Consider the following 21212-nt stretch of genomic DNA (forward strand, 5'->3'; position numbering starts at 1 on the left):
GCGCCTTTGCCGGCGGCCTCGGACCGTCAGCCCGCCACCGACACCGAGGGCTCGCCGGAGCTCACGCCGTCCTTCTCCATCTGCTCGGCCAGCTTCATGGCCTCCTCGATGAGGGTTTCCACGATCTTGGACTCGGGGACGGTCTTGATGACCTCGCCCTTGACGAAGATCTGGCCCTTGCCGTTTCCGGAGGCGACGCCGAGGTCGGCCTCGCGGGCCTCGCCGGGGCCGTTGACGACGCAGCCCATGACCGCGACGCGGAGCGGGACCTCCATGCCGGTCAGGCCGGCGGTGACCTCTTCGGCCAGCTTGTAGACGTCGACCTGGGCGCGGCCGCAGGACGGGCAGGAGACGATCTCCAGGCCGCGCTGCTTGAGGTTCAGGGACTCCAGGATCTGGATGCCGACCTTGACCTCCTCGGCCGGCGGGGCGGAGAGGGACACCCGGATGGTGTCGCCGATGCCCTGGCTGAGCAGCGCGCCGAAGGCGACCGCCGACTTGATGGTGCCCTGGAAGGCGGGGCCGGCCTCGGTGACGCCGAGGTGGAGCGGGTAGTCGCACTGCGCGGCGAGCTGGCGGTAGGCCTCGATCATGACGACCGGGTCGTTGTGCTTGACCGAGATCTTGATGTCGCGGAAGTCGTGCTCCTCGAAGAGGGAGGCCTCCCACAGGGCCGACTCGACGAGCGCCTCGGGGGTCGCCTTGCCGTACTTCTGGAGCAGCCGCCGGTCCAGGGAGCCCGCGTTGACGCCGATGCGGATCGGCGTGCCGTGGTCCTTGGCGGCCTGGGCGATCTCCTTGACCTTGTCGTCGAACTGCTTGATGTTGCCCGGGTTGACGCGGACCGCGGCGCAGCCGGCCTCGATCGCGGCGAAGACGTACTTCGGCTGGAAGTGGATGTCCGCGATGACGGGGATCTGCGACTTGCGGGCGATGGTCGCCAGGGCGTCCGCGTCGTCCTGCGTGGGGCAGGCCACGCGGACGATCTGGCAGCCGGACGCGGTCAGCTCGGCGATCTGCTGGAGGGTGGCGCCGATGTCCGACGTACGGGTCGTGGTCATCGACTGCACCGAGACCGGCGCGTCTCCGCCGACCGCCACGCTGCCGACCTGGATCTGCCGGCTCTTCCGGCGCTCGGCAACCTTGGTCGGAACGGACGGCATGCCGAGAGAAATCGCAGTCATCTGCTGTGCAACCCCAAGTCGTGGATCAAGGTCCGGCCCTGTGAACAGTGGGCTCCAGGCTCCGAGATTACGGCACCCGAGGCTCCGAGATTACGGCACCGCCCCGTGCCCCGGCACATCAGACCGGTAAACCCACTCGATGGAAGACGGCCCGGAACACAGGGGTTTCCGGGCCGTCCGTGAACGGCCCGTGGCTAGGAGATTTTCACCGGGTTGACGACGTCCGCGATCAGCACCAGCAGGGTGAAGCAGACGAAGATCCCGGCGATCACGTAGGCCAGGGGCATCAGCTTGGCCACGTCGAACGGGCCGGGGTCCGGGCGGCGCAGCACCCGGGCCAGGTTCCGGCGCAGCGCCTCCCACAGGGCGCCCGCGATGTGCCCGCCGTCGAGCGGGAGCAGCGGGAGCATGTTGAACAGGAAGAGGGAGAGGTTGAAGCCGGCGAGGAGCATCACGAACATCGCCACCTGCTGGGAGGCGGGGATGTCGAGGGTGGCGATCTCGCCGGTGACCCGGGCCGCGCCGACGATGCCCATCGGGGAGTCCGGTTCGCGCGGGCCGTCGCCGAAGGCGGCGTTCCACAGGGCGGGGATTTTGCCGGGCAGTGCGGCGAGGGAGTCGACGGCGTCGCCGACCCGGTCGCCCATCCAGGTCAGGGACTCGCCGAAGTCCTTGTGGACGACACCGGTGGCGGCGCTGAAGCCGAGGAAGCCGGCCTTGACGTAGCCCTTGGTGTACTGGCCGTTCGCGTCCTTCTTGGCGACCAGGTTCGTCTTGATCGTGGTGTGCAGGGTGAGCTGCCGGCCATGGCGGTCGACGACGATCGTGACGTTCTGTCCCGCGCTGTCCCGGATGAGGTCCGAGAGGGTGTTCCAGTCCTTGGTGGGGGTGCCGGCGAAGGAGACGATCTTGTCGCCCGCCTTCAGACCGGCCTGGGCCGCCGGGGAGACCGGGTCGGACTTCTTGCAGGTGTCGCGGTTCTGGTTCTGCGCGATGGAGCAGGGCGAGACCGAGCGGACGGTGGTGGTCTGCTCCTGGACGCCGAAGCCCATCAGCACGGTGAGGAACAGGGCGATCGCGAGGATCAGGTTCATGAAGGGGCCGGCGAACATGACGATGACGCGCTTCCACGGCTTGCGCGTGTAGAACATGCGCGTCTCGTCGCCGGGCTTCAGCTCCTCGAAGGCGGCCGAGCGGGCGTCCTCGATCATGCCGCGCCAGGGCGACGTGGAGCGGGCGGAGACCCGGCCCTGGTCGTCGGGCGGGAACATGCCGATCATGCGGATGTAGCCGCCGAGCGGGACCGCCTTGATGCCGTACTCGGTCTCGCCCTTCTTCCGCGACCAGATGGTCGGGCCGAAGCCGACCATGTACTGCGGGACGCGGATGCCGAAGAGCTTGGCCGTGGAGAGGTGTCCCAGCTCGTGCCATGCGATGGAGACGAGCAGGCCGACCGCGAAGACCACTATGCCGAGGATGAACATCAAGGTCGTCATGCACGCGCCTCCGCGGTCGCCGTCGTGGCTGTGAGTTCGCGGGCCCGGGCGCGGGCCCAGGTCTCCGCTTCGAGGACGTCCGACACCGTGAGTGAGGTTCCCGTGCCGGGGGTGCCGTGCTCCTCCACCACCCGGGTGACGGTCTCCATGATCCCGTTGAAGGGCAGCGCGCCGCCGCGGAAGGCGTCGACGCACTCCTCGTTGGCCGCATTGAACACCGCCGGGGCCGTGCCCGCGAGCTGCCCCACGTGCCGGGCGAGGTTCACCGAGGGGAACGCCTCGTTGTCCAGCGGGAAGAACTCCCAGGTGGAGGCCTTGCTCCAGTCGAAGGCGGGCGCCGCGTCCGGCACGCGTTCGGGCCAGCCCAGACCGATGGCGATCGGCCCGCGCATGTCGGGGGGCGTCGCCTGGGCGATCGTGGATCCGTCGGTGAACTCGACCATCGAGTGAACATACGACTGGGGGTGCACGACGACCTCAATGCGGTCGAAGGGAATGTCGTAGAGGAGGTGCGCCTCGATGACCTCCAGGCCCTTGTTGACGAGGGTCGCGGAGTTGATCGTGATCACCGGGCCCATCGCCCAGGTGGGGTGGGCGAGGGCGTCCTCGACGGTGACCCGGGCCAGCTCGGCCTTGGTCCGGCCGCGGAAGGGGCCGCCGGACGCCGTCACCACCAGCTTGCGGACGTCGGCCCGGGTGCCCGCCGCCAGCGCCTGGAAGAGGGCGGCGTGCTCGGAGTCGACCGGGATGATCTGGCCCGGCTTGGCGAGCGCCTTGACCAGCGGTCCGCCGACGATCAGCGACTCCTTGTTGGCGAGCGCGAGGGTGCGGCCCGCCTCCAGCGCGGCCAGCGTCGGCGCGAGGCCGATGGAGCCGGTGATGCCGTTGAGCACGGTGTGGCAGGGGGAGGCGGCGACCTGGGTGGCCGCGTCGGGTCCGGCGAGGATCTCGGGCAGCGGCTCGCCGGGGCCGTAGTGCGCGGCGAGCGCCTCGCGCAGCGCGGGTACGGCGTCCTCGCGGGCGACCGCGACGGTGCGCACCCGCAGCCGGTGCGCCTGCTCGGCGAGGAGGGCGGTGCGGCCGCCGTTCGCGGAGAGGGCGGTGACCCGGAAGCGGTCGGGGTTGCGCAGCACGAGGTCGATGGCCTGGGTGCCGATGGATCCGGTGGAGCCGAGGATCACCACGTCCTTGGGGCCGTCGCCGGCCACGGGGTCGTAGACGAGGTGCGGATCGGCGAGGGGTGCCGGATGGGCGGGACTGTCGGTCATCCCTCCATTGTGGCCGCACCGGCCCGGCGCCCGGACAGGGTGTCCCTCGGAAGGGCGGCTCCGTGACGATCATGTGACACAGGCCACCCGTTGTGTCACTACCTTGTACCGGTCCCGTCGGAAAGGCACGGAAATCGCGCGCGGACGGCGGCCGGCAGTGGCATCCTTCCGGTGCAGCCCGTCACGTCGGGCCTCAAAGGGGGAGTACCACCACGATGAACCGTATGCGCACCACCGCGGCCGTCCTGGCCGGAGCAGCCGTCCTGACCACCGCTCAGCTGGGGATCGCCGGTACGGCGTCCGCCGCCACCCGCACGTCGGCCGGCGCCGGCTGCCCGGTGGACCTGGTCTACCCGAGCCGCTTCTACATCAACTCGCACCACTGGGTGACCAACGGCGGCCTGTACTTCGGCATCAAGAACAAGAGCACGACCACGTCCTTCAAGAAGGTCACGTTCAGCGTCACCAACGTGAAGTACCTCCGCTTCGGCACGGCGAGGGCCACGGGTGGCCGGATCACCCACAACTCGACCCAGTCGGTGTCCGTGTACACGGGCACGCTGAAGGCGAAGAAGAGCCTCGGCATGAGGATTCCGACGCATCTGCTCAACACCCGTACCTACCAGGTGAAGTTCACGCTCCACGGCACGGGCTGGAACTGCGCCGTGAACCAGGGCACCTGGGGCAACTGACCCGCCCCAGGCGCCCGGCGGGGGTCAGTCGCCGAAGGGTCGGCGTTCGCTCGCCCGGGTCGCGGGTCCGGGGGTCGCGTCGGCGATCCACGGGCCGTCGCCGGACGGGTCGATGATCCCCTCTTCCAGCCAGGTGTAGGACCCGGCGAGGACGGCCTTGACCACCTTGTGGTCGAGGCCGTCCGTGTTCGTCCACAGCCGGCCGAACAGCTCGTCCACCCGGATGCGGGCCTGGTGGCAGAAGGCGTCGGCCAGCTGGTAGGCCTCGCGGCCGTGTTCGCCGCGGGTGCGCAGCCGCTCGGCGCGGACACAGGCCGCGCTCATGGCGAAGAGTTCCGCGCCGATGTCCACGATCCGGCCGAGGAAGCCCTGCTTGGTCTCCATCCGGCCCTGCCAGCGGGACATGGCGTAGAAGGTGGAGCGGGCCAGCTTGCGGGCGGCGCGCTCGACATAGCGCAGATGCCCGGACAGATCGATACCGTGCTTGAACTCGCCGTAGGACGTGGGGAGTTGTCCGGGTCCGGCGACCAGCTTCGGCAGCCACTTGGCGTAGAAGACGCCCGCGTTCGCGCCCGCCCGCGCCTTGTCGGCGAGGGTCTTGTCGGGGTCGATGAGGTCACCGGCGACCGAGAGGTGGGCGTCCACGGCCTCGCGGGCGATCAGCAGGTGCATGATCTCCGTGGAGCCCTCGAAGATGCGGTTGATGCGCAGGTCGCGCAGCATCTGCTCGGCGGGGACCGCGCGTTCGCCGCGTGCCCTGAGCGACTCGGCCGTCTCGTAGCCGCGTCCGCCGCGGATCTGGACCAGTTCGTCGGCCATCTTCCAGGCCATCTCGGAGCCGTAGAGCTTGGCGAGAGCGGCCTCGATGCGGATGTCGTTGCGGTCCTCGTCGGCCATCTGGGAGGACAGGTCGAGGACGGCCTCCAGGGCGAAGGTGGTGGCCGCGATGAAGCTGATCTTGGCGCCGACGGCCTCGTGCAGGGCGACCGGCTTGCCCCACTGCTCACGCTCCGCGGACCATTCGCGGGCGATCTTCAGACACCACTTGCCGGCGCCCGCGCACATCGCGGGCAGCGACAGCCGGCCGGTGTTGAGGGTGGTCAGCGCGATCTTCAGGCCGGCGCCCTCGGGGCCGATGCGGTTGGCGGCCGGCACCCGGACCCGGTGGAAGCGGGTCACGCCGTTCTCGATGCCGCGCAGCCCCATGAAGGCGTTGCGGTTCTCCACGGTGATGCCCTCGGAGTCCGCCTCCACCACGAAGGCGGTGATGCCGCCCGGGTGGCCCTCGGACACGGGCACGCGGGCCATGACGACGAGCAGGTCGGCGACCACGCCGTTGGTGGTCCACAGCTTCACCCCGTCGAGGACGTAGGCGTCGCCGTCGGGCACGGCGGTGGTGGCGAGCCGGGCCGGGTCGGAGCCGACGTCGGGCTCGGTGAGCAGGAAGGCGGAGATGTCGGTGCGGGCGCAGCGGGGCAGGAAGGCGTCCTTCTGCTCCTGGGTGCCGAACATCTTCAGCGGCTGCGGTACGCCGATCGACTGATGGGCGGAGAGCAGCGCGCCGACGGCGGGGCTCGCAGAGCCGGCCAGCGCGAGGGCCTTGTTGTAGTACAGCTGGGTGAGGCCGAGGCCGCCGTACTTGGGGTCGATCTTCATGCCGAGGGCGCCGAGTTCCTTGAGCCCGGCGACGACCTCGTCGGGGATGCGGGCCTCGCGCTCGATGCGGGCGCCGTCGACGGTGGACTCGCAGAAGGCGCGGAGCTTGGCGAGGAACTCCTCGCCGCGCTGTACGGCCTCGTCGCCGGGCAGGGGGTGGGGGTGGATGAGGTCGAGCCGGAATCGCCCGAGGAAGAGTTCCTTGGCGAAGCTGGGCTTGCGCCAGTGCTGTTCCCGGGCGGCCTCCGCCACCTGGCGGGCCTCCCGCTCGGTGACGTTGGTACGAGGAGTGGTGGGGGCGGACATGAGGCTCACCTCGCCGCGAAGAGGGATGTTTTCGGGTCGTTCGTACCGACCGGTGCTACTGGATCGTTGGTACCCGAAACGGGGCGACCCCACCACCCCTCGCGCGTCCGATCGGCCCATGCTTCGTCTCCGCCGGGCGTGGTCCGGGGTGTTGCGCCGGGGGTCCTTCCGGGGGGACGGTTCGTGCACCGCTCCGGTGCGGCCGTCGCCCGCCCGGGAGGGAGCCACAGCGGGTCCCGGACACGCGCGGGGGAAATCGCTGTCGAAGCGCTTCGACATCCTCTGGACACCCTGCCCTCGCTGGGGCTAGTGTCAATGCCACCCTCATTCATCCCCGTCGGCTATGCGCCCGTGTCGAAGCGCTTCACAACAGCTTGGAGAGCCGGATGGTCACCCTCGCCGAGGTCGCCCAGCACGCCGGAGTCTCGGCGAGCACGGTGAGCTATGTCCTCAGCGGCAAGCGGTCGATCTCCGCGACCACCCGGCAGCGGGTCGAACAGAGCATCCGGGAGCTGGGCTACCACCCGAACGCGGGCGCCCGCGCCCTGGCCAGCAACCGGTCGAACATCATCGCGCTGATGATCCCGCTGCGCACCGACATGTATGTGCCGGTGATGATGGAGATCGCCATCGCGGTGGCCACCACGGCCCGGACCCACGGGTACGACGTCCTGCTGCTCACCGGCGAGGAGGGGCCGGACGCGGTGCGCCGGGTGACCGGCAGCGGGCTCGCGGACGCGATGATCCTGATGGACGTCGAGCTGGAGGACGAGCGGCTGCCGCTGCTGCGGGAGACCGACCAGCCCTCCGTGCTCATCGGCCTGCCCGCCCAGACCACCGGACTGACCTGCGTGGACCTGGACTGGACGGCGACCGGCGCGCTCTGTGTGGAGCATCTGGCGGGGCTCGGTCACCGTGATGTCGCGGTCATCGGCGAGGCCCCGGCCGTCTACGAGCGGCACACCGGCTTCGCCGAGCGCACCCTCGACGGTCTGCGCGCCCGTGCCCGCGCGACGGATGTGCGGGTGCTGCACCGCCCGTGCGAGGGCGGGTACGACGCGATGGCCCTGACCCTGGCCCGGATCTTCGACGAGCGGCCCGGGACCAGCGGGTTCGTGGTGCAGAACGAGTCGGCGGTGGAACCGCTGCTCGCGCTGCTGCGCCAGCAGGGCCGGGCCGTGCCGGAGGACGTCTCGGTGGTCGCGATCTGCCCGGAGCAGGTCGCCGTGCAGGCCTCGGTGCGGCTGACCTCGGTCGCCGTACCGGCGCAGGAGATGGGCCGGCACGCCGTGGAGCATCTGGTGGCCAAGCTGGACGGGCGGGGCGGCGACGAGGTCGTGCTGATCGCGCCCGAGCTGACGGTACGGGCGAGTTCGGGACCGGCTCCGGCCGCCTCCTGACCCACCCCTCCTCCCCGTGCTCCGGTGTGTCCGGGGCACACCTCTGCCTGCCTTGTCCCTGTCCCGCACTCCTTCAGGAGCATGCAGTGAATCAGCCTGGCGTCGTGCAGTCGAAGGTCTCTCTCGCCCAGTCCTCCCCCACCGTCGGCACCTTCCGGGAGCGGGACGGCGCGCTGGAGTGGAGCGGCCGTCAGGAGACGGTGCGGATCGAGCCCTGGGGCCGGGACGCGGTCCGGGTCCGGGCCCGGCTCGGCGGCCCGGTGCTGGAGGGGCTGCCGGGGGCGCTCCTCGACACCCCGCCGGAGCGGGCCGGCACGGTCAAGACCGATGGCGAGCTGGCGCGGCTGACGGTGGGCGCGCTGACCGTGGAGGTGACCGCGGAGGGTCTGATCCGGTTCCTGCGCACCGACGACGGCAGCGAGCTGCTGGCCGAGGAGCGGGCCCACTTCTGGTGGCCCGGGCCCAGGCTGTACACGGCGGTCGGCAACGGCCACCACCGGCTGGAGCAGCGGTTCGCCGCGTACGAGGGCGAGAAGCTGTACGGCCTGGGCCAGCACCAGCACGGGCGGCTGGACCAGAAGGGCCTGGTGGTGGACCTGGTGCAGCGCAACGCCGAGGTGAGCGTGCCGGTGCTGGTGTCCAGCCGGGGCTACACCCTGCTGTGGAACAACCCGGCGATCGGCCGGGTGGAGCTGGCGGGCAACGGCACCCGCTGGGTCGCGGACTCGGCGCGGCAGATCGACTACTGGATCACGGCGGGCACCCCGGCCGACGGGCAGCGCTCCTACAGCGCGGTGACGGGCCGCACGCCGATGCTGCCGGAGTGGGCGGCCGGCTTCTGGCAGTGCAAGCTGCGCTACCGCACCCAGGACGAGCTGCTCGCCGTGGCCCGTGAGTACAAGCGGCGGAACCTGCCGATCTCGGCGATCGTGTGCGACTTCTTCCACTGGACGCACCTCGGCGAGTGGAAGTTCGACCCGAAGGAGTGGCCCGACCCGGCGGCGATGGTCCGCGAGCTGGACGAGCTGGGCATCAAGCTGGTGGTGTCGGTGTGGCCGTCGGTGTCGCCGCTGTCGGAGAACCACCCCGTGATGGAGCAGCGCGGCTATTTCATCGGCACGCAGTACGGGCCGATGGCGCACGCCGACTGGCCGGACAAGGAGGTCGCCTCCACCGTGCAGGTGGCCTTCTACGACGCCACCAACCCGGAGGCCCGGGAGTTCGTGTGGTCGAAGGTGCGGGACAACTACCTGGTTCCGTACGGCATCTCGGCGTTCTGGCTGGACGCCTGCGAGCCCGAGCTGAAGCCCGGCTTCCCCGAGAACCTGCGCTACTGGGCGGGCCCCGGCCTGGAGGTCGGCAACCTCTACCCGGCGGAGAACGCCCGCACCTTCCACGACGGGCTGCGCGCCGAGGGCGAGGAGGTCCTCACCCTCAACCGCTCGGCGTGGGCGGGCAGCCAGCGGTACGGCGCCGCGCTGTGGTCGGGTGACATCGGCACCGACTTCGCGACCCTGCGCCGGCAGATCGCGGCGGGCCTGAACACCGCGCTGTCCGGCATCCCCTGGTGGAACACGGACATCGGCGGCTTCCACGGCGGCGACCCGGACGACCCGGCCTACCGCGAGGTGCTGATCCGCTGGTTCCAGTTCGGCGCGCTGTCCCCGCTGATGCGGCTGCACGGCTTCCGGGACCCGGGGATGCCGCTGGGCCCGGAGATGACCGGCGGCCCCAACGAGGTGTGGTCCTACGGCGAGGAGGCCGGCGCGATCCTGGAGCGCTATCTGCGGCTGCGCGAGCGGCTCAGGCCGTACATCCTCGACGCGATGCGACAGGCGCACGAGGAGGGTCTGCCGGTGCTGCGGCCGCTGTTCCTGGAGTTCCCGGAGGACGGTGCGGCCTGGTCCGTGGACGACGCCTACCTGTTCGGCCGGGACCTGCTGGTCGCCCCGGTGCTGACGGCGGGTGCGACGGTCCGTAGGACGTATCTGCCGGCGGGCGCGCGCTGGACGGACGCGTGGACGGGCGAGTCGTACGAGGGCGGGACGGAGGTCACGGTGGACGCGCCGCTGGACCGGATCCCGCTGTTCCTGCGGGACGGGGCAGAGCTGCCGATCACCGGGTGAGGACGGCGAGCAGGGGGCGCGGGGAGCCGCGCCCCCTGCCGGACCGGCCGGCCGGTCAGCTGCTGGTGACGCTTTCGCTGTTGACCGTGAAGTTCAGGCCGCCGGAGGAGGAGGTGATCTCGAAGCCGAACTGGAGGTCACCGATGGTGACGTTGCCGAACCAGCCCTTGGTGTCCTTGATCCACTTCAGGATCGGCAGGATGTCGACCGTGCCGGAGCTGGAGTTGGAGGTGCGGAGGAACGAGAAGACGTCGTTGGAGCCGTTGGTGCCCTTGTAGACCGTCCAGGTCGAGCCGCCGAGCGTCACGGTGCCCTGCGAGGTGCCGAGCGGGCCGACGGGTCCGGTCTTGTTGAGCCAGAGCATGATCTCGTACTTGTGGTTGGTGTCCCAGATGTCGTACGCCGTCTCGTAGGCGCCGGAGGAGGGGACGGTGACGTTGTAGCTGCTGGTCAGCGAGGAGAGGGAGGTGATCGACTTGTTGATCACCTTGTCGGCGTTGGGGTAGGACTTGATCCCGCCGGTGTTGGGGTGGTTGGCCCAGACGCCCCAGTTGGTGCCGGAGTTGGCCCAGATGCACTGGCTGCCGGCGCCGGAGCCCCAGATGTCGTTGTACAGGGTGTAGCCGTTCAGCGTGGTGGAGGCCCACTGGTCGCAGGAGGACCAGACGGCGGCGGAGGCGGGGGCGGAGGCGAGGCCGACGGTCGCGCCGAGGGCCAGTGTGGGGGCTATGAGGGCCTTGGCGACCCTGCTCAGGGTTCTCGTTTCCATGGTGTCCCTTCCATGGGTGGGGGGGAGTGTGGGGTTTTCTCGGCTACCGCGCCCCCAGGGTGAGGACGCGGTCTTCTCCGGCGACGAGGTCGAGCGGCTCGGTGCCGGAGGAAGTCCGCAGTTCGATGCGGTGGGTGCGCCGGGGCTTCACGACGGCTCGGGCCCCGTCCGGACGCCAGCTGAGGTCGATCTCCGCCCCGAACCGGGCCTGGACACCGCGCAGTTCACCGCGCGGGCAGCCGGCCGGGACGGCGGGGAGCAGGACCAGCCGGTCCGGTGTGGACTGCACCAGCGCCTCGATGAGCACGCCGGGCAGGGTGTGCGCCGCGTCCGCGTTGTAGACGCGGCGGTCCGGGTAGTGGGCGCTCATCAGGGAGGCGTGGAAGTAGTCGCCGCCGAGGACCCGGTCCAGGGCGTGCGCGACCCGGTCGGCGGCGCCGAGCCGGGCGGCGACCAGGGCGTGGTGCAGATGGCCGTGGGCGGAGTCGTTCTCGGCGCCGCGCAGTTCGAGGGCACGGAGGGCGGCGGCGGCCGGCTCGGAGGTGTCGTGGGGGGTGATCTCCTCCAGGGGCCAGACGCCGTACAGATGGCTGAGATGGCGGTGGTCGTAGGTGTCGTCGAGTCCGGGCCAGGCCCATTCGGCCAGCGCTCCGTCCCGGTTGATCCGGTGCGGGGGCAGCCGGTCGGCCAACGCCAGCCACTCGGCCGCCCGTTCGGGGTGGTGGCGGGCGGCGGTGCGCAGGGCGTGCCGGGCGGCCGAGAGATCCATGGCCGCGTTCAGCACGCCCCAGCCGCCGTTGGCGGGGCGGTTCTCCGGCGAGTAGGAGGGGACGACGACGAGGTGCCCGTCGGCGTCGGTGCGGGTGAGGAAGTCGGCGTAGAAGGCGGCCGCCTCGGCGAGGGCGGTGACGGTGCGCGGATCCGGCTCGGCGCCGCTCGGGCGGTGGATCTCGTCGTGGTCGAGCAGCGGCTTGAGCAGCCAGTCCAGACCGGCGGTCCACAGGTGCAGCGGGTACTCGCGGCTGAAGTGGTACGTCAGCCCGGACTCGCCGTCGGTGTGCGCGGGCACGACGGCACCCCGGGCGCCGAAGATCGCCCGGGCGTTCTCCCGCCAGTCGGGCAGCTGCCGCTGGACGAACCGGGCGAGCGCCTCGGTGACCTCGGGCAGCGCGGCGGCGGGGGCGCTGGCGGTCTGGAGATTGAGGTTGGCGTTGGTGGTGAGGGCGCCGGACCACGCCGTGTCCCACTCCCCCGTCCACAGCCCGGTGAGCCGGGGCGGGAGCAGGCCGCTGCTGGACAGCAGGTGATAGCGGCCGGCGGCGAAGAGCCGCTCCAGCAGCGCCGGGCTGTGCGGGCGGCCGAGCAGCTCGGAGCCGGGCAGCGCGCGCTCGGCGGGGTCGGCGTCGAGGTCGAGCGTCACCCGCTGGTAGGCGGTGCGGTGCAGGGCGAGATGCCGGGCGAGGAGATCGTCGTACGGCCGCCCGCCGGTCTCGGCACCGGCCTTGGCACGCGTCTCGGCACCGGCCTTGGCACCGGTCTCGGCACCCGTGACGAGGTCGCGCAGCTCCCGGCCTGCGGCGACGACGTCCAGTTCGCCGGTGTGCCGGTGCACCCGGGTCAGCAGCAGCACCGAGCGGGCGCCGGTGACGCGCACGGCCGGCGGGGTGAGTTCCGCGCTGCCGCCGTCGAGCACGACGACGGTCACCCCGGTGTAGGCGCGGTCGCTGCCCGGGTAGCGGGCGCGCAGGCTGAGCAGGGCGCCCTCGGGGATCAGCACGGTGCCCTGGCCGACCCGCAGCCCGGCCGGGACGCCGGGCAGCCGGTGGTCCAGGCAGATGTCGAGGGTGCCGCCGGTGACCTCGTGCACGATCACGTCGTCCGCGCGGGAGACGAAGACCCGGCTGCGCGCGCCGGCGCAGCCGGCCGCGGCCTCGCCGGTGCTGAAGTCGAGGGTCCGCCGGTGGCCGCCCCCGGTCTCCCCGGTGCCGCGCACCCGCAGCTGGAAGGCCGGGTGGAAGGGCTGCACCCAGTGCAGCGGGCGGCCGTCGGTGAACTCCTCGGCGGCGGTGAGGTCACCGGCGAGCAACCGGTCCTGGAGGGCGGGGAGCCGGTCGGCGAGCCGGGGCGGCCGGGCGTGTTCGGAGCCGTTGGGGCGGACCAGGGTGTGATGGGTGACGATGACACGGTCGTCGTTCGGATCACCGAACACCAGGGCGCCATGGTGACCGTTCCCGGTCAGGAAGGCGTCCTCCCAGCGGGCAGCCGGAGCAGGCTCCCAGGTGCCGTGCACCACGGATGCCTCGGATGCCCCCTGGGAAGACTGCCGGCTCAACCCTTCACCGCCCCCGTCAGCATCCCCTTCTTGAAGTGCTTCTGGACGAACGGCGACAACACCGCGACCGGCAGCAGCGCCATCACCATCACCGCCATCTGCACCGCCAGACCGGACAGTTGGCCCGTCTTGATCGCCTGGCTCAGCCCCACCGGCGCCTCCTGCTTCTGCACCAGCTGGATCAGGACGTTCTGCAACGGCATCATGTCCTGGTCGTTGAGGTACAGCGACGCGTTGAACCAGGCGCTCCAGTACCCGACCGCGTAGAAGAGCGTGATGACCGCGAGGACGGCCCGGGACAGCGGCATGACGATCTGCCACAGGATCCGGACGTCGCCGGCGCCGTCGATCCGCGCGCTGTCGATCAGTTCCTGCGAGATGCCCATGAAGAACCCGCGCAGGACCAGGATGTTGAAGACGCTCACCGCGCTCGGCAGGATCAGCGCGAGATAGCTGTCGGTCAGCCCCAGGGACTGCACCAGCAGGTACGTCGGGATCAGACCCGCGCTGAAGAACATCGTCGCCAGCAGCAGCATCAGCAGCCAGCGGTGCCCGAGCGAGCCGATGCGCGAGAGGCCGTACGCGCACAGGACGGACACCGCCATCGAGAACAGCGTGCCGACGAGGGTGACGAGGGCGCTGATGACCGTGGCCCGGGTGACCTGGCCGCCGCTCAGCAACTCCTTGTACGCGACGAACGTGACGCCCTTGGGGACCATCACCAGCCCGCCCGCCTGGTCGATCGTCCGGCGGGAGGACAGGCTGGTGACGACCACGATCCAGAGCGGGAAGAGGATGCCGAGGCAGGCCAGGGTCAGCACCAGGCCCTTGCCCGCCAGGCCGGCCCTGCTCGGCTCCTCCTCCCACACCGGCCGGGGCGGAGCGGTCCAGCGGGACGGCCGCCGTACCGGAGGCTTGTCGACTACCTCGGTCACTTCTTGTACACCCCCTGCTCGCCCATGAGATGGGCCACCTTGTTCGCGGCGAGGACCAGCCCGAGGCTGACCACGCCCTTGATCAGACCGGCGGCGGCCGCGTAACCGAAGTCCTGGTTGCGTACGCCGTTCCACCAGACGAAGGTGTCGAGGACCTCCGCCGCGCCCGGCCCGACGGCCTGCCGCTGGAGCAGGATCTGTTCGAAGCCGACGGTCAGGGCGTCGCCCACGCGCAGCACCAGCAGCAGTGCGATCACCGGGCGCAGCGCGGGCAGCGTGACGTGCCACATCCGGCGCCAGCGGCCCGCCCCGTCCATCGCGGCGGCCTCGTACAGGTCGGGGCTGACGGAGGCCAGCGCCGCGAGGAAGACGATGATCCCCCAGCCCGCGTCCTTCCAGACGCCCTCGGCCGTGACGAGGAACTTGAAGGTGGACGGGTCGCTCATGATGTCCAGGCCGTCGTACCCGTGTTGCCGCAGCAGCTGCGACAGGACGCCCGCGCCGCCGAAGATCTGCTGGAAGACGGAGATGACCAGCACCCAGGAGAAGAAGTGCGGGAGGTACAGGATCGCCTGGGACAGCGAGCGCAGCCGCGGCCTGACCACGCTGTTGATGAGCAGCGCGAGCAGGATGGGGACCGGGAAGAACAGCACCAGCTGGAGGAAGAACAGCACCAGCGTGTTCTTGACCGCGTTCCAGAAGGCCGGGTCGTCGAACATGCGCTGGAAGTTGTCGAAGCCGACCCAGGGGCTGTGCAGGATCGAGACGATGCCGTTGTCGCTGACGTAGGGGTCGTAGTCCTGGAAGGCGACGACGTTGCCGAGGATCGGCAGGTAGTTGAAGACCAGGAGCAGCAGGACGGCCGGCAGGGTCATCAGGAGCAGGATGCGGTCGCGCCGGAATCTCTGGCGCAGCCCCGGCTTCCCGGTCCTGGTCCTGGCGTGGTCCGCCCGGGCTGCGCCGGCGGCGCCGGACGCGGCCCGGGTCCTGCCCGTCCTGTCGTCCGCTCCGGCCGGCTTGCGGGACACGGTGCTGTGGGACACGGCCGTCCTCCTTGCCTCGGTGCCCGGTCAGCCGGCCGCCGGACCGTTCTCGTCGAGCAGCTTCTTGTACCAGTCGCGCAGCTTGTCGCCGCCCTGGCTCTTCCAGTCCGAGACGGCCTGCTGCATGTCGCTGATCTTCTTGCGGCCGCGGGTGATGTCGTCCTCGAGCTGTTCGAAGTCGCTGCCGAGGTTGGTGTAGCGGGTCGGCTCGGTGATCATCTGGCCGTAGAAGCTGGACTTCCTGGTGAAGGCGCCCATCCGCTGCTGCCACTCCACCTGGGCCTTGGCGACGTCGGGGAAGTCGGGGTGGGCGATGGTGGCGGCCGGGCTCGCGACCATGACGTAGGCGTTGAGGACCTCGTTGTTGCCCTGGGTGGTCTTGCTGGGCACGCCGTTCTTGACCGTGTAGTCGGCGCCCTCCACGCCGTAGTTGGTGAGCATGTACTCCTTGGTGCCGTACGGCGCGGCGGTGACGTTGGCGACGGCGAGCGCGTCCCGGATCACGGACTCGGAGGCCTTCTTGTTGATGAAGGCGAAGATGCCGGCGGGCTGCTCGGCCCACAGCTTCGGGGCGCCGCCGTCGTGGCCGAAGATGTCCATGCCCCAGATCTTGAACTCCGGGTTCTGGGCGGCCTGTTCGGCGGTACGGCCCCACCACTGGCTGATGTTGTTGGGGTAGATCAGGAACTCGCCGGCCGCGAACTTGGGACCCGCGTCGGGGGCGTTCTTGCCCATCATGGCGTCGGGGTGGACGTACCCGGCGGCGAAGAGCTTGCGGGTCCACTCCAGGGCCTCTAGGTACTCCTCGGTCTCGACGCGGCAGATCATCTTGCCGTCGACGAGGTTCCACCCCAGCGGCTTCTCGCTGCCGGAGAGCACCCCGAACATCTGGAAGGCGGTCCACTTCATGTCCAGGCAGGCCCACCGCTTGGCCCTGGCGTTGGTGATCTCCTTGGCCAGGGACATGAACTCGTCCGCCGAGCGCGGGACCTGGTAGCCCTTCTTGTCGAAGATGTCCTTGCGGTAGAAGGGCACGATCCCGGTGACGTACGGGGAGGGCTGCGGCAGGCCGCGCAGCTTGCCGCCGATGATGCAGCGCTGCCAGGCGTCGGTGGGGATGGCCGCGAGGTTCGGGTAGTCCTTGACCTTGTCGCCGGAGAGGTACGGCCCGAGATCGGCGAACTTGTTGATGATGGCGGTGGGTATCCTGCCGCCCATGTTCCAGCTCGGGACGACCACCACGTCCGGTACGTCGCTGGAGGCGAGGACCGCGCCGAGCTTCTGGTCGTAGGTGTTGCCGTCCTGGTTCTGCCAGACGACGTCCACGCCGATCAGGTCGTTCATCGCCTTGTAGTAGGCGTTGCCCTGCTTGGGCGGGGTGCCCCAGAACGGCGACATGACGGTGACCCTGCCGCCCTTGCCGAGCTTCCTGGGCACCGAGGTCTTCAGGCCGGCGAGGTCGAGCTTGCCGGTGAAGCCGATCGCCGAGCCGTTCTTCGCCGGGATGTCCGGGGTCACCACGTTGGCGGCGACATAGGACGGCAGCAGCTTCTTCGCGTCCTTGCCCGAGGAGGAGCCGCCGCCCGAGCTGCTGTCCGACCCGCCGCAGGCGGTGAGCAGCGGCATCCCCCCGGCCACCGCCACTGCGGCGACCGCCGTGGAGGCGAGGAAGCTTCTCCTGCTGGTTCCGGTGGGGGCGAAGTCGGCGTTCGGCGTCATTGCGTCAACCCTTCGTGGCGCACCAGGACACCCGGCGGTGGCCGTCGGCTGCGGTGTCTCGAGTGGATCTGGCTGAGCGGAAGCGCCCGGATCAGGACACCCGGGTGAGGAGCAGATCGAGCGCTCCCCACAGTCGAAGCGCTTCGATGTTGCTGTGAGATTAAGTGAACCCCTGGGGGCGCACAAGGGTCGTTACGAAAGTTCCCGGGATGCGGCGCGCCCCCTGCACATCGCCGATCCACCCTTGCGGGGCAGGCGAGAAGTCCGCTCTTTTCGGGTCCGGGACCTTGACACCCACCCCACCGTCGAATGAGCATCGAAGCGCTTCGAAAGCTTCTCGTCGCTCCCGTCGCAAGGGGAACCGCTCGTGACCGTTGACTCGCCGACCTCGCCGCCTTTCCGCGATCCGAACCTGCCGTTCGCCAAGCGCATCGACGACCTGCTGGCGCGGCTCACCCTGGACGAGAAGGTGGCGTTCCTGCACCAGTTCGTGCCCGCCGTGGAGCGGCTCGGCATCGCTGCCTTCCGCACCGGCCAGGAGGCCCTGCACGGCGTCGCCTGGACGGGCCCGGCGACGGTGTTCCCGCAGGCCGTCGGCCTGGGCGCGAGCTGGAACCCGGAGCTGGTGCGGCGGGTCGGCGAGGCGGTGTCCAAGGAGATCCGCGCGATGCGCGCCCGCGACGAACGGATCAGCCTCAACGTCTGGGCGCCGACGGTCAATCTGCTGCGCCATCCGCTGTGGGGCCGTAACGAGGAGGGCTACTCGGAGGACCCGAAGCTGACCTCGGCGATCGCCACGGCGTACACCCACGGGCTGCGCGGCGACCACCCGGTGTACTGGCGTACCGCACCCGTGCTGAAGCACTGGCTGGCCCACAACAACGAGACGGACCGGGCGACCTCCTCGGCCTCCGTCCGGCCGCGGGTGCTGCACGAGTACGACCTGCGCGCCTTCCGGGAGACGGTCGAGGCGGGCGCCGTGGCCGGCGTGATGCCCGCCTACAGCCTGGTCAACGGCCGCCCCAACCACGTCTCCCCGTATCTGCGCGAGCATCTGCGCACCTGGACGGACGAGGACCTGATGGTCTGCTCGGACGCCACCGCGCCGTCCAACCTGGTCGACCCGGAGCACTACTTCGACACCCACGAGGAGGCCACCGCGGCCGCCGTGCTGGCCGGTGTGGACAGCTTCACCGACCACGGCACGGACTCCTCGCAGATCACCGCCCGCATCAAGGGGGCGCTGGCGCGGGGGCTGCTGACCGAGTCGGACATCGACACGGCCGTCCGCCGCCAGCTCTCGGTGCGCTTCCGGCTCGGCGAGTTCGACCCGCACTACGACCCGCACGCGGGCACCGGCGAGTTCGACACCCCCGCGCACCGGGCGCTCGCCCGGGAGGCCGCCGAGCAGGCGGTGGTCCTGCTGAAGAACGACAACCTGCTGCCGCTCGCGCCCGACACCCGGATCGCGGTGGTCGGTCCGCTCGCCGACGAGTGCAAGCTCGACTGGTACAGCGGCAGCCTGATCCACCGCTGCACCCCGCTGGAGGGCCTGTACGAGCGGTTCGGGGCCGAGCGGGTGGAGTTCACGGAGGGCGTGGACCGCGTCCGGCTGCGCACCGCCGCCGGCGCCTTCCTGCACGTGCCGCCGTCCGAGGCGCCCGACGAGGTGCGCGGCGCCGAGGGCGCCCTCGACCCGGCGCTGCTCGCCGGCCGCACCGATCTGCCGCCGCTCACCACCGATGCGACCGGCACCGAGTTCGCCCTGGCCGAGTGGGGCGACGGGGTGCTGACCCTGCGCGCCCCCGACGGCCGCTATCTGACCGTCGCCGAGGACGGGTACCTGCGCGCCGCCGCGGACCAGCCCGGCGGCTGGGTGGTCCAGGAGACCTTCCGCCTCGAACCCCACCACGGCGGTCACCTCCTCACCCATCTCGGCACGGGCCGCCATGTCCGAGTCGCCGCCGACGGCGTGCAGGTTGCCGAGACCGGCGACATCTTCGAGGTGGTCACGGTCGAGCGCGGCGAGGAGGCCGTGGCCCGGGCCGCGGCCGGGGCGGACGTGGTGCTCGTCGTCGCGGGCAACGACCCGCACATCAACGGCCGCGAGACCGAGGACCGTACGACCCTGGACCTGCCCCGCCACCAGCAGCGGCTGCTGCGCGCGGCCCGCGCCGCGAACCCGCGCACGGCGCTGGTGCTGGTGTCGGCGTACCCCTACGCGGTGGACGTCACCTCGCTGCCCGCCGCCCTGTGGACGGCCCACGGCGGCCAGGCGGCGGGCACCGCCCTGGCCCGGGTGCTGGCCGGTGACGTCTCCCCCTCGGGCCGCCTCCCGCAGACCTGGTACGCCTCGGACGCCGATCTGCCCGATCTGCTCGACTACGACGTGATCGGCGGCCGGCAGACCTATCTCTACTTCGAGGGCACCCCGCTGTTCCCCTTCGGCCACGGCCTGTCGTACGCGACCTTCGCCTACTCCGACCTGGTGGTCCGCGTCGGCCCGGGCTCGGTCGTGGTCGACTGCGCGGTCACCCACACCGGGGACCGCCCGGCGGCCGAGGTGGTCCAGCTGTACACCCGGGCCGTGGACCCGTCGGCGGCCCGCCCGCGCCGGGAACTCCTGGCCCACGAGTGGATCGCCCTGGACCCGGGCGAGACCCGGCAGGTCTCCTTCGACGTCCCCCTGTCCGCCTGGGAGTTCTGGGACGTCGCGCACAGCCGGCGCCGGCTGGAGCAGGGCGTGTACGAGATTCTTGTGGGGGCGTCCAGCCAGGACATCCGGCTGCGCACGACCGTCGTACTGGACGGCGAGCCCCCGGCGCCGCGTCCGGTGGTCCGGCGGGGCCTGCCGGCGGCCGACTTCGACGAGCAGTCCGGCGTCGCGATCGTGGACCGCACGAAGACGGCTGGCGACGCGGTCACCCCGGCGCACGACGGCACGGCGGAACTCCTCTACCGGGCCTGTGACTTCGGCTCCGGGGTGCGCGAGGTGACGGCGCAACTGGCCGGCCAGGGCGTCCTGGAGGTCTCCCTGGACGGCGGCCCGGTCCTGGCCGAGCTGGCCCTCGACACCCCGACCGCGGGCCCCTACGCCTACACCAGCACCGGCGCCGCGCTCGACGCCGAGGGCGTCCATGACGTCCGGCTGAGACTGCGCGGCCCGCTGCGGCTCGCGCACGTCGGCTTCTCCGGTTGAGGGTCCGGACGAGGCCGACGAGGGGAAGGGGTCCGGCACCGGCAGGCAGCGGTGCCGGACCCCTTCGGGCAGGGCGGGTGCGGTGCGGCGGGCGGAGCAACCGGAGGGCCGGAAAACGCCTCACTAATAAGCGTCGGCACCAAGCACTGGCACTGGAAAGGCCCCCGCATGCCTGCGTTCGCGCGAATACGACGGCCCCGGATACTCATCGCCGCCGGGACGGCCGTGATCGCCGCCCTGGTGGCGGCGCTGATCGTGTCCCTGACGATCACCACGTTCGACCACACGTCGCCGCGTGCCGCCCGGGACAAGGCGAAGGGCACGGTGACCGGGCCGGTCGACTGCCGCAAGGCGAAGTGCGTGGCCCTCACCTTCGACGGCGGCCCCAGCGCGACGACCCCGCGGCTGCTGGACATCCTGAAGGAGAACCATCTGCACGCGACGTTCTTCGTCCAGGGCAGGGGCCATATCGACACGTACCCCAAGATCCTCCGCCGGATCTCTGACGAGGGGCACGAGATCGGCAACCACACCTGGTACCACGAGGTCCTCACGGAGATCGACGACAAGGACGTCCGGAGCGAGCTGACCAGCACGCAGACCGCCATCGAGCGGATCACCGGCAAGAAGCCCATCCTGATGCGCCCCCCGCAGGGCCGTACCAGCCGCAAGGTCGCCGAGATCTGCAAGGAGCTGGGGCTGGCGCAGGTGCTGTGGAGCGTCACGGCCAAGGACTACGAGACGACGGACTCCGCGCTGATCACCAAGCGGGTGCTCGACCAGACCCAGCGCGACGGCATCATCCTCCTGCACGACCTGCACAAGGGCACCGTCCCCGCCGTACCGGGCATCCTCAAGGCGCTCAAGGAGCGCGGCTACACGATCGTCACGGTCTCCCAGCTGCTCGCCCCGGCCAAGCCGGAGCCGGGCATGGTCTACCGGCCGTGAGAACCGTTTCTGCACGCCTTCGGGCGTAGAGACGCCGCCCATCTGCCCCCGCCGTTCTCCTGGAAGCTCGCGGGCGTGCTGGCCGGCCGGCTGCCCGAGGCCGTACACGCCGACCAGCTGTGCCGGTATGTACCGGTGT

The 21212-nt window shown here is 70.8% G+C and carries 14 protein-coding genes; 5 read left to right on the forward strand and 9 right to left on the reverse strand.

Features of this window, described 5'->3' with window-relative positions:
- Positions 1-26: 26 nt before the first annotated feature.
- The 3 genes from ispG to dxr all read right to left on the reverse strand — a co-directional run bounded on the left by ispG (position 27) and on the right by dxr (position 3948).
- Entirely contained in the window at positions 27-1184 is a 1158-nt protein-coding gene (ispG, locus tag ACFVIU_RS00240) for a flavodoxin-dependent (E)-4-hydroxy-3-methylbut-2-enyl-diphosphate synthase (RefSeq protein ID WP_385839626.1), read from the reverse strand.
- Positions 1185-1378: 194 nt separating this feature from the next.
- A complete protein-coding gene (locus ACFVIU_RS00245; RefSeq protein WP_385839627.1) occupies positions 1379-2680 on the reverse strand; it encodes a M50 family metallopeptidase in 1302 nt (433 codons plus the stop codon).
- Positions 2677-3948, reverse strand: coding sequence for a 1-deoxy-D-xylulose-5-phosphate reductoisomerase (dxr, locus tag ACFVIU_RS00250; protein ID WP_385839629.1), 1272 nt, complete (start codon positions 3946-3948; stop codon positions 2677-2679). Before dxr ends, ACFVIU_RS00245 begins: the two co-directional genes overlap by 4 nt.
- Positions 3949-4172: 224 nt before the next feature.
- Here dxr and ACFVIU_RS00255 point away from each other — a divergent pair, with 224 nt between their 5' ends.
- Positions 4173-4640: a hypothetical protein gene (locus ACFVIU_RS00255; protein WP_385839630.1), complete on the forward strand. Its 468-nt coding sequence runs from the start codon at positions 4173-4175 to the stop codon at positions 4638-4640.
- Between the two features lie 24 nt (positions 4641-4664).
- Here ACFVIU_RS00255 and ACFVIU_RS00260 read toward each other — a convergent pair whose 3' ends face one another.
- Positions 4665-6602 carry an acyl-CoA dehydrogenase family protein gene (locus ACFVIU_RS00260; protein ID WP_385839631.1) on the reverse strand — a complete coding sequence of 646 codons (1938 nt, stop codon included), beginning with the start codon at positions 6600-6602 and terminating at the stop codon, positions 4665-4667.
- 386 nt (positions 6603-6988) lie between these two features.
- On the opposite strand from ACFVIU_RS00260, the gene ACFVIU_RS00265 reads away from it, so the two are divergent.
- A complete protein-coding gene (locus ACFVIU_RS00265; protein WP_385839632.1) occupies positions 6989-8002 on the forward strand; it encodes a LacI family DNA-binding transcriptional regulator in 1014 nt (337 codons plus the stop codon).
- An 86-nt stretch (positions 8003-8088) separates the two neighbouring features.
- Positions 8089-10128 (forward strand): TIM-barrel domain-containing protein, encoded by a 2040-nt coding sequence (locus tag ACFVIU_RS00270; protein WP_385839633.1) that lies wholly within the window; start codon positions 8089-8091, stop codon positions 10126-10128.
- Positions 10129-10183: 55 nt separating this feature from the next.
- Here ACFVIU_RS00270 and ACFVIU_RS00275 read toward each other — a convergent pair whose 3' ends face one another.
- The 5 genes from ACFVIU_RS00275 to ACFVIU_RS00295 are packed head-to-tail and all read right to left on the reverse strand — an operon-like array spanning position 10184 to position 16926.
- The gene (locus ACFVIU_RS00275) at positions 10184-10897 is read right to left on the reverse strand and encodes a hypothetical protein (RefSeq protein WP_385839634.1); all 714 of its coding nucleotides are present in this window, start codon (positions 10895-10897) and stop codon (positions 10184-10186) included.
- Positions 10898-10940: 43 nt separating this feature from the next.
- Positions 10941-13229 carry a glycoside hydrolase N-terminal domain-containing protein gene (locus ACFVIU_RS00280; RefSeq protein ID WP_385839636.1) on the reverse strand — a complete coding sequence of 763 codons (2289 nt, stop codon included), beginning with the start codon at positions 13227-13229 and terminating at the stop codon, positions 10941-10943.
- A complete protein-coding gene (locus ACFVIU_RS00285) occupies positions 13226-14164 on the reverse strand; it encodes a carbohydrate ABC transporter permease (protein ID WP_385839637.1) in 939 nt (312 codons plus the stop codon). Before ACFVIU_RS00285 ends, ACFVIU_RS00280 begins: the two co-directional genes overlap by 4 nt.
- Positions 14161-15207 carry an ABC transporter permease gene (locus tag ACFVIU_RS00290; protein WP_385839639.1) on the reverse strand — a complete coding sequence of 349 codons (1047 nt, stop codon included), beginning with the start codon at positions 15205-15207 and terminating at the stop codon, positions 14161-14163. Before ACFVIU_RS00290 ends, ACFVIU_RS00285 begins: the two co-directional genes overlap by 4 nt.
- A 27-nt stretch (positions 15208-15234) precedes the next feature.
- The gene (locus ACFVIU_RS00295) at positions 15235-16926 is read right to left on the reverse strand and encodes an extracellular solute-binding protein (RefSeq protein WP_385839640.1); all 1692 of its coding nucleotides are present in this window, start codon (positions 16924-16926) and stop codon (positions 15235-15237) included.
- A gap of 367 nt (positions 16927-17293) precedes the next feature.
- Between ACFVIU_RS00295 and ACFVIU_RS00300 the strand changes: the two genes are divergently transcribed.
- Positions 17294-20125, forward strand: coding sequence for a glycoside hydrolase family 3 C-terminal domain-containing protein (locus ACFVIU_RS00300; protein ID WP_385839641.1), 2832 nt, complete (start codon positions 17294-17296; stop codon positions 20123-20125).
- A gap of 168 nt (positions 20126-20293) precedes the next feature.
- On the forward strand, positions 20294-21073 hold the full coding sequence (locus ACFVIU_RS00305; protein WP_385839642.1) for a polysaccharide deacetylase family protein: 780 nt from the start codon (positions 20294-20296) through the stop codon (positions 21071-21073).
- The last annotated feature ends 139 nt before the right edge of the window (positions 21074-21212 follow it).

The organism is Streptomyces sp. NPDC127190 (assembly GCF_042672505.1).
GTDB lineage: Bacteria > Actinomycetota > Actinomycetes > Streptomycetales > Streptomycetaceae > Streptomyces.

Bases quoted from the DNA above. Each gene is read 5' to 3' on its own strand.
- dxr (WP_385839629.1), bottom strand. From the start codon at position 3,948: ATGACCGACAGTCCCGCCCATCCGGCACCCCTCGCCGATCCGCACCTC.
- ispG (WP_385839626.1), bottom strand. From the start codon at position 1,184: ATGACTGCGATTTCTCTCGGCATGCCGTCCGTTCCGACCAAGGTTGCC.
- ACFVIU_RS00265 (WP_385839632.1), top strand. From the start codon at position 6,989: ATGGTCACCCTCGCCGAGGTCGCCCAGCACGCCGGAGTCTCGGCGAGC.
- ACFVIU_RS00295 (WP_385839640.1), bottom strand. From the start codon at position 16,926: ATGACGCCGAACGCCGACTTCGCCCCCACCGGAACCAGCAGGAGAAGC.
- ACFVIU_RS00275 (WP_385839634.1), bottom strand. From the start codon at position 10,897: ATGGAAACGAGAACCCTGAGCAGGGTCGCCAAGGCCCTCATAGCCCCC.
- ACFVIU_RS00245 (WP_385839627.1), bottom strand. From the start codon at position 2,680: ATGACGACCTTGATGTTCATCCTCGGCATAGTGGTCTTCGCGGTCGGC.
- ACFVIU_RS00255 (WP_385839630.1), top strand. From the start codon at position 4,173: ATGCGCACCACCGCGGCCGTCCTGGCCGGAGCAGCCGTCCTGACCACC.
- ACFVIU_RS00260 (WP_385839631.1), bottom strand. From the start codon at position 6,602: ATGTCCGCCCCCACCACTCCTCGTACCAACGTCACCGAGCGGGAGGCC.
- ACFVIU_RS00305 (WP_385839642.1), top strand. From the start codon at position 20,294: ATGCCTGCGTTCGCGCGAATACGACGGCCCCGGATACTCATCGCCGCC.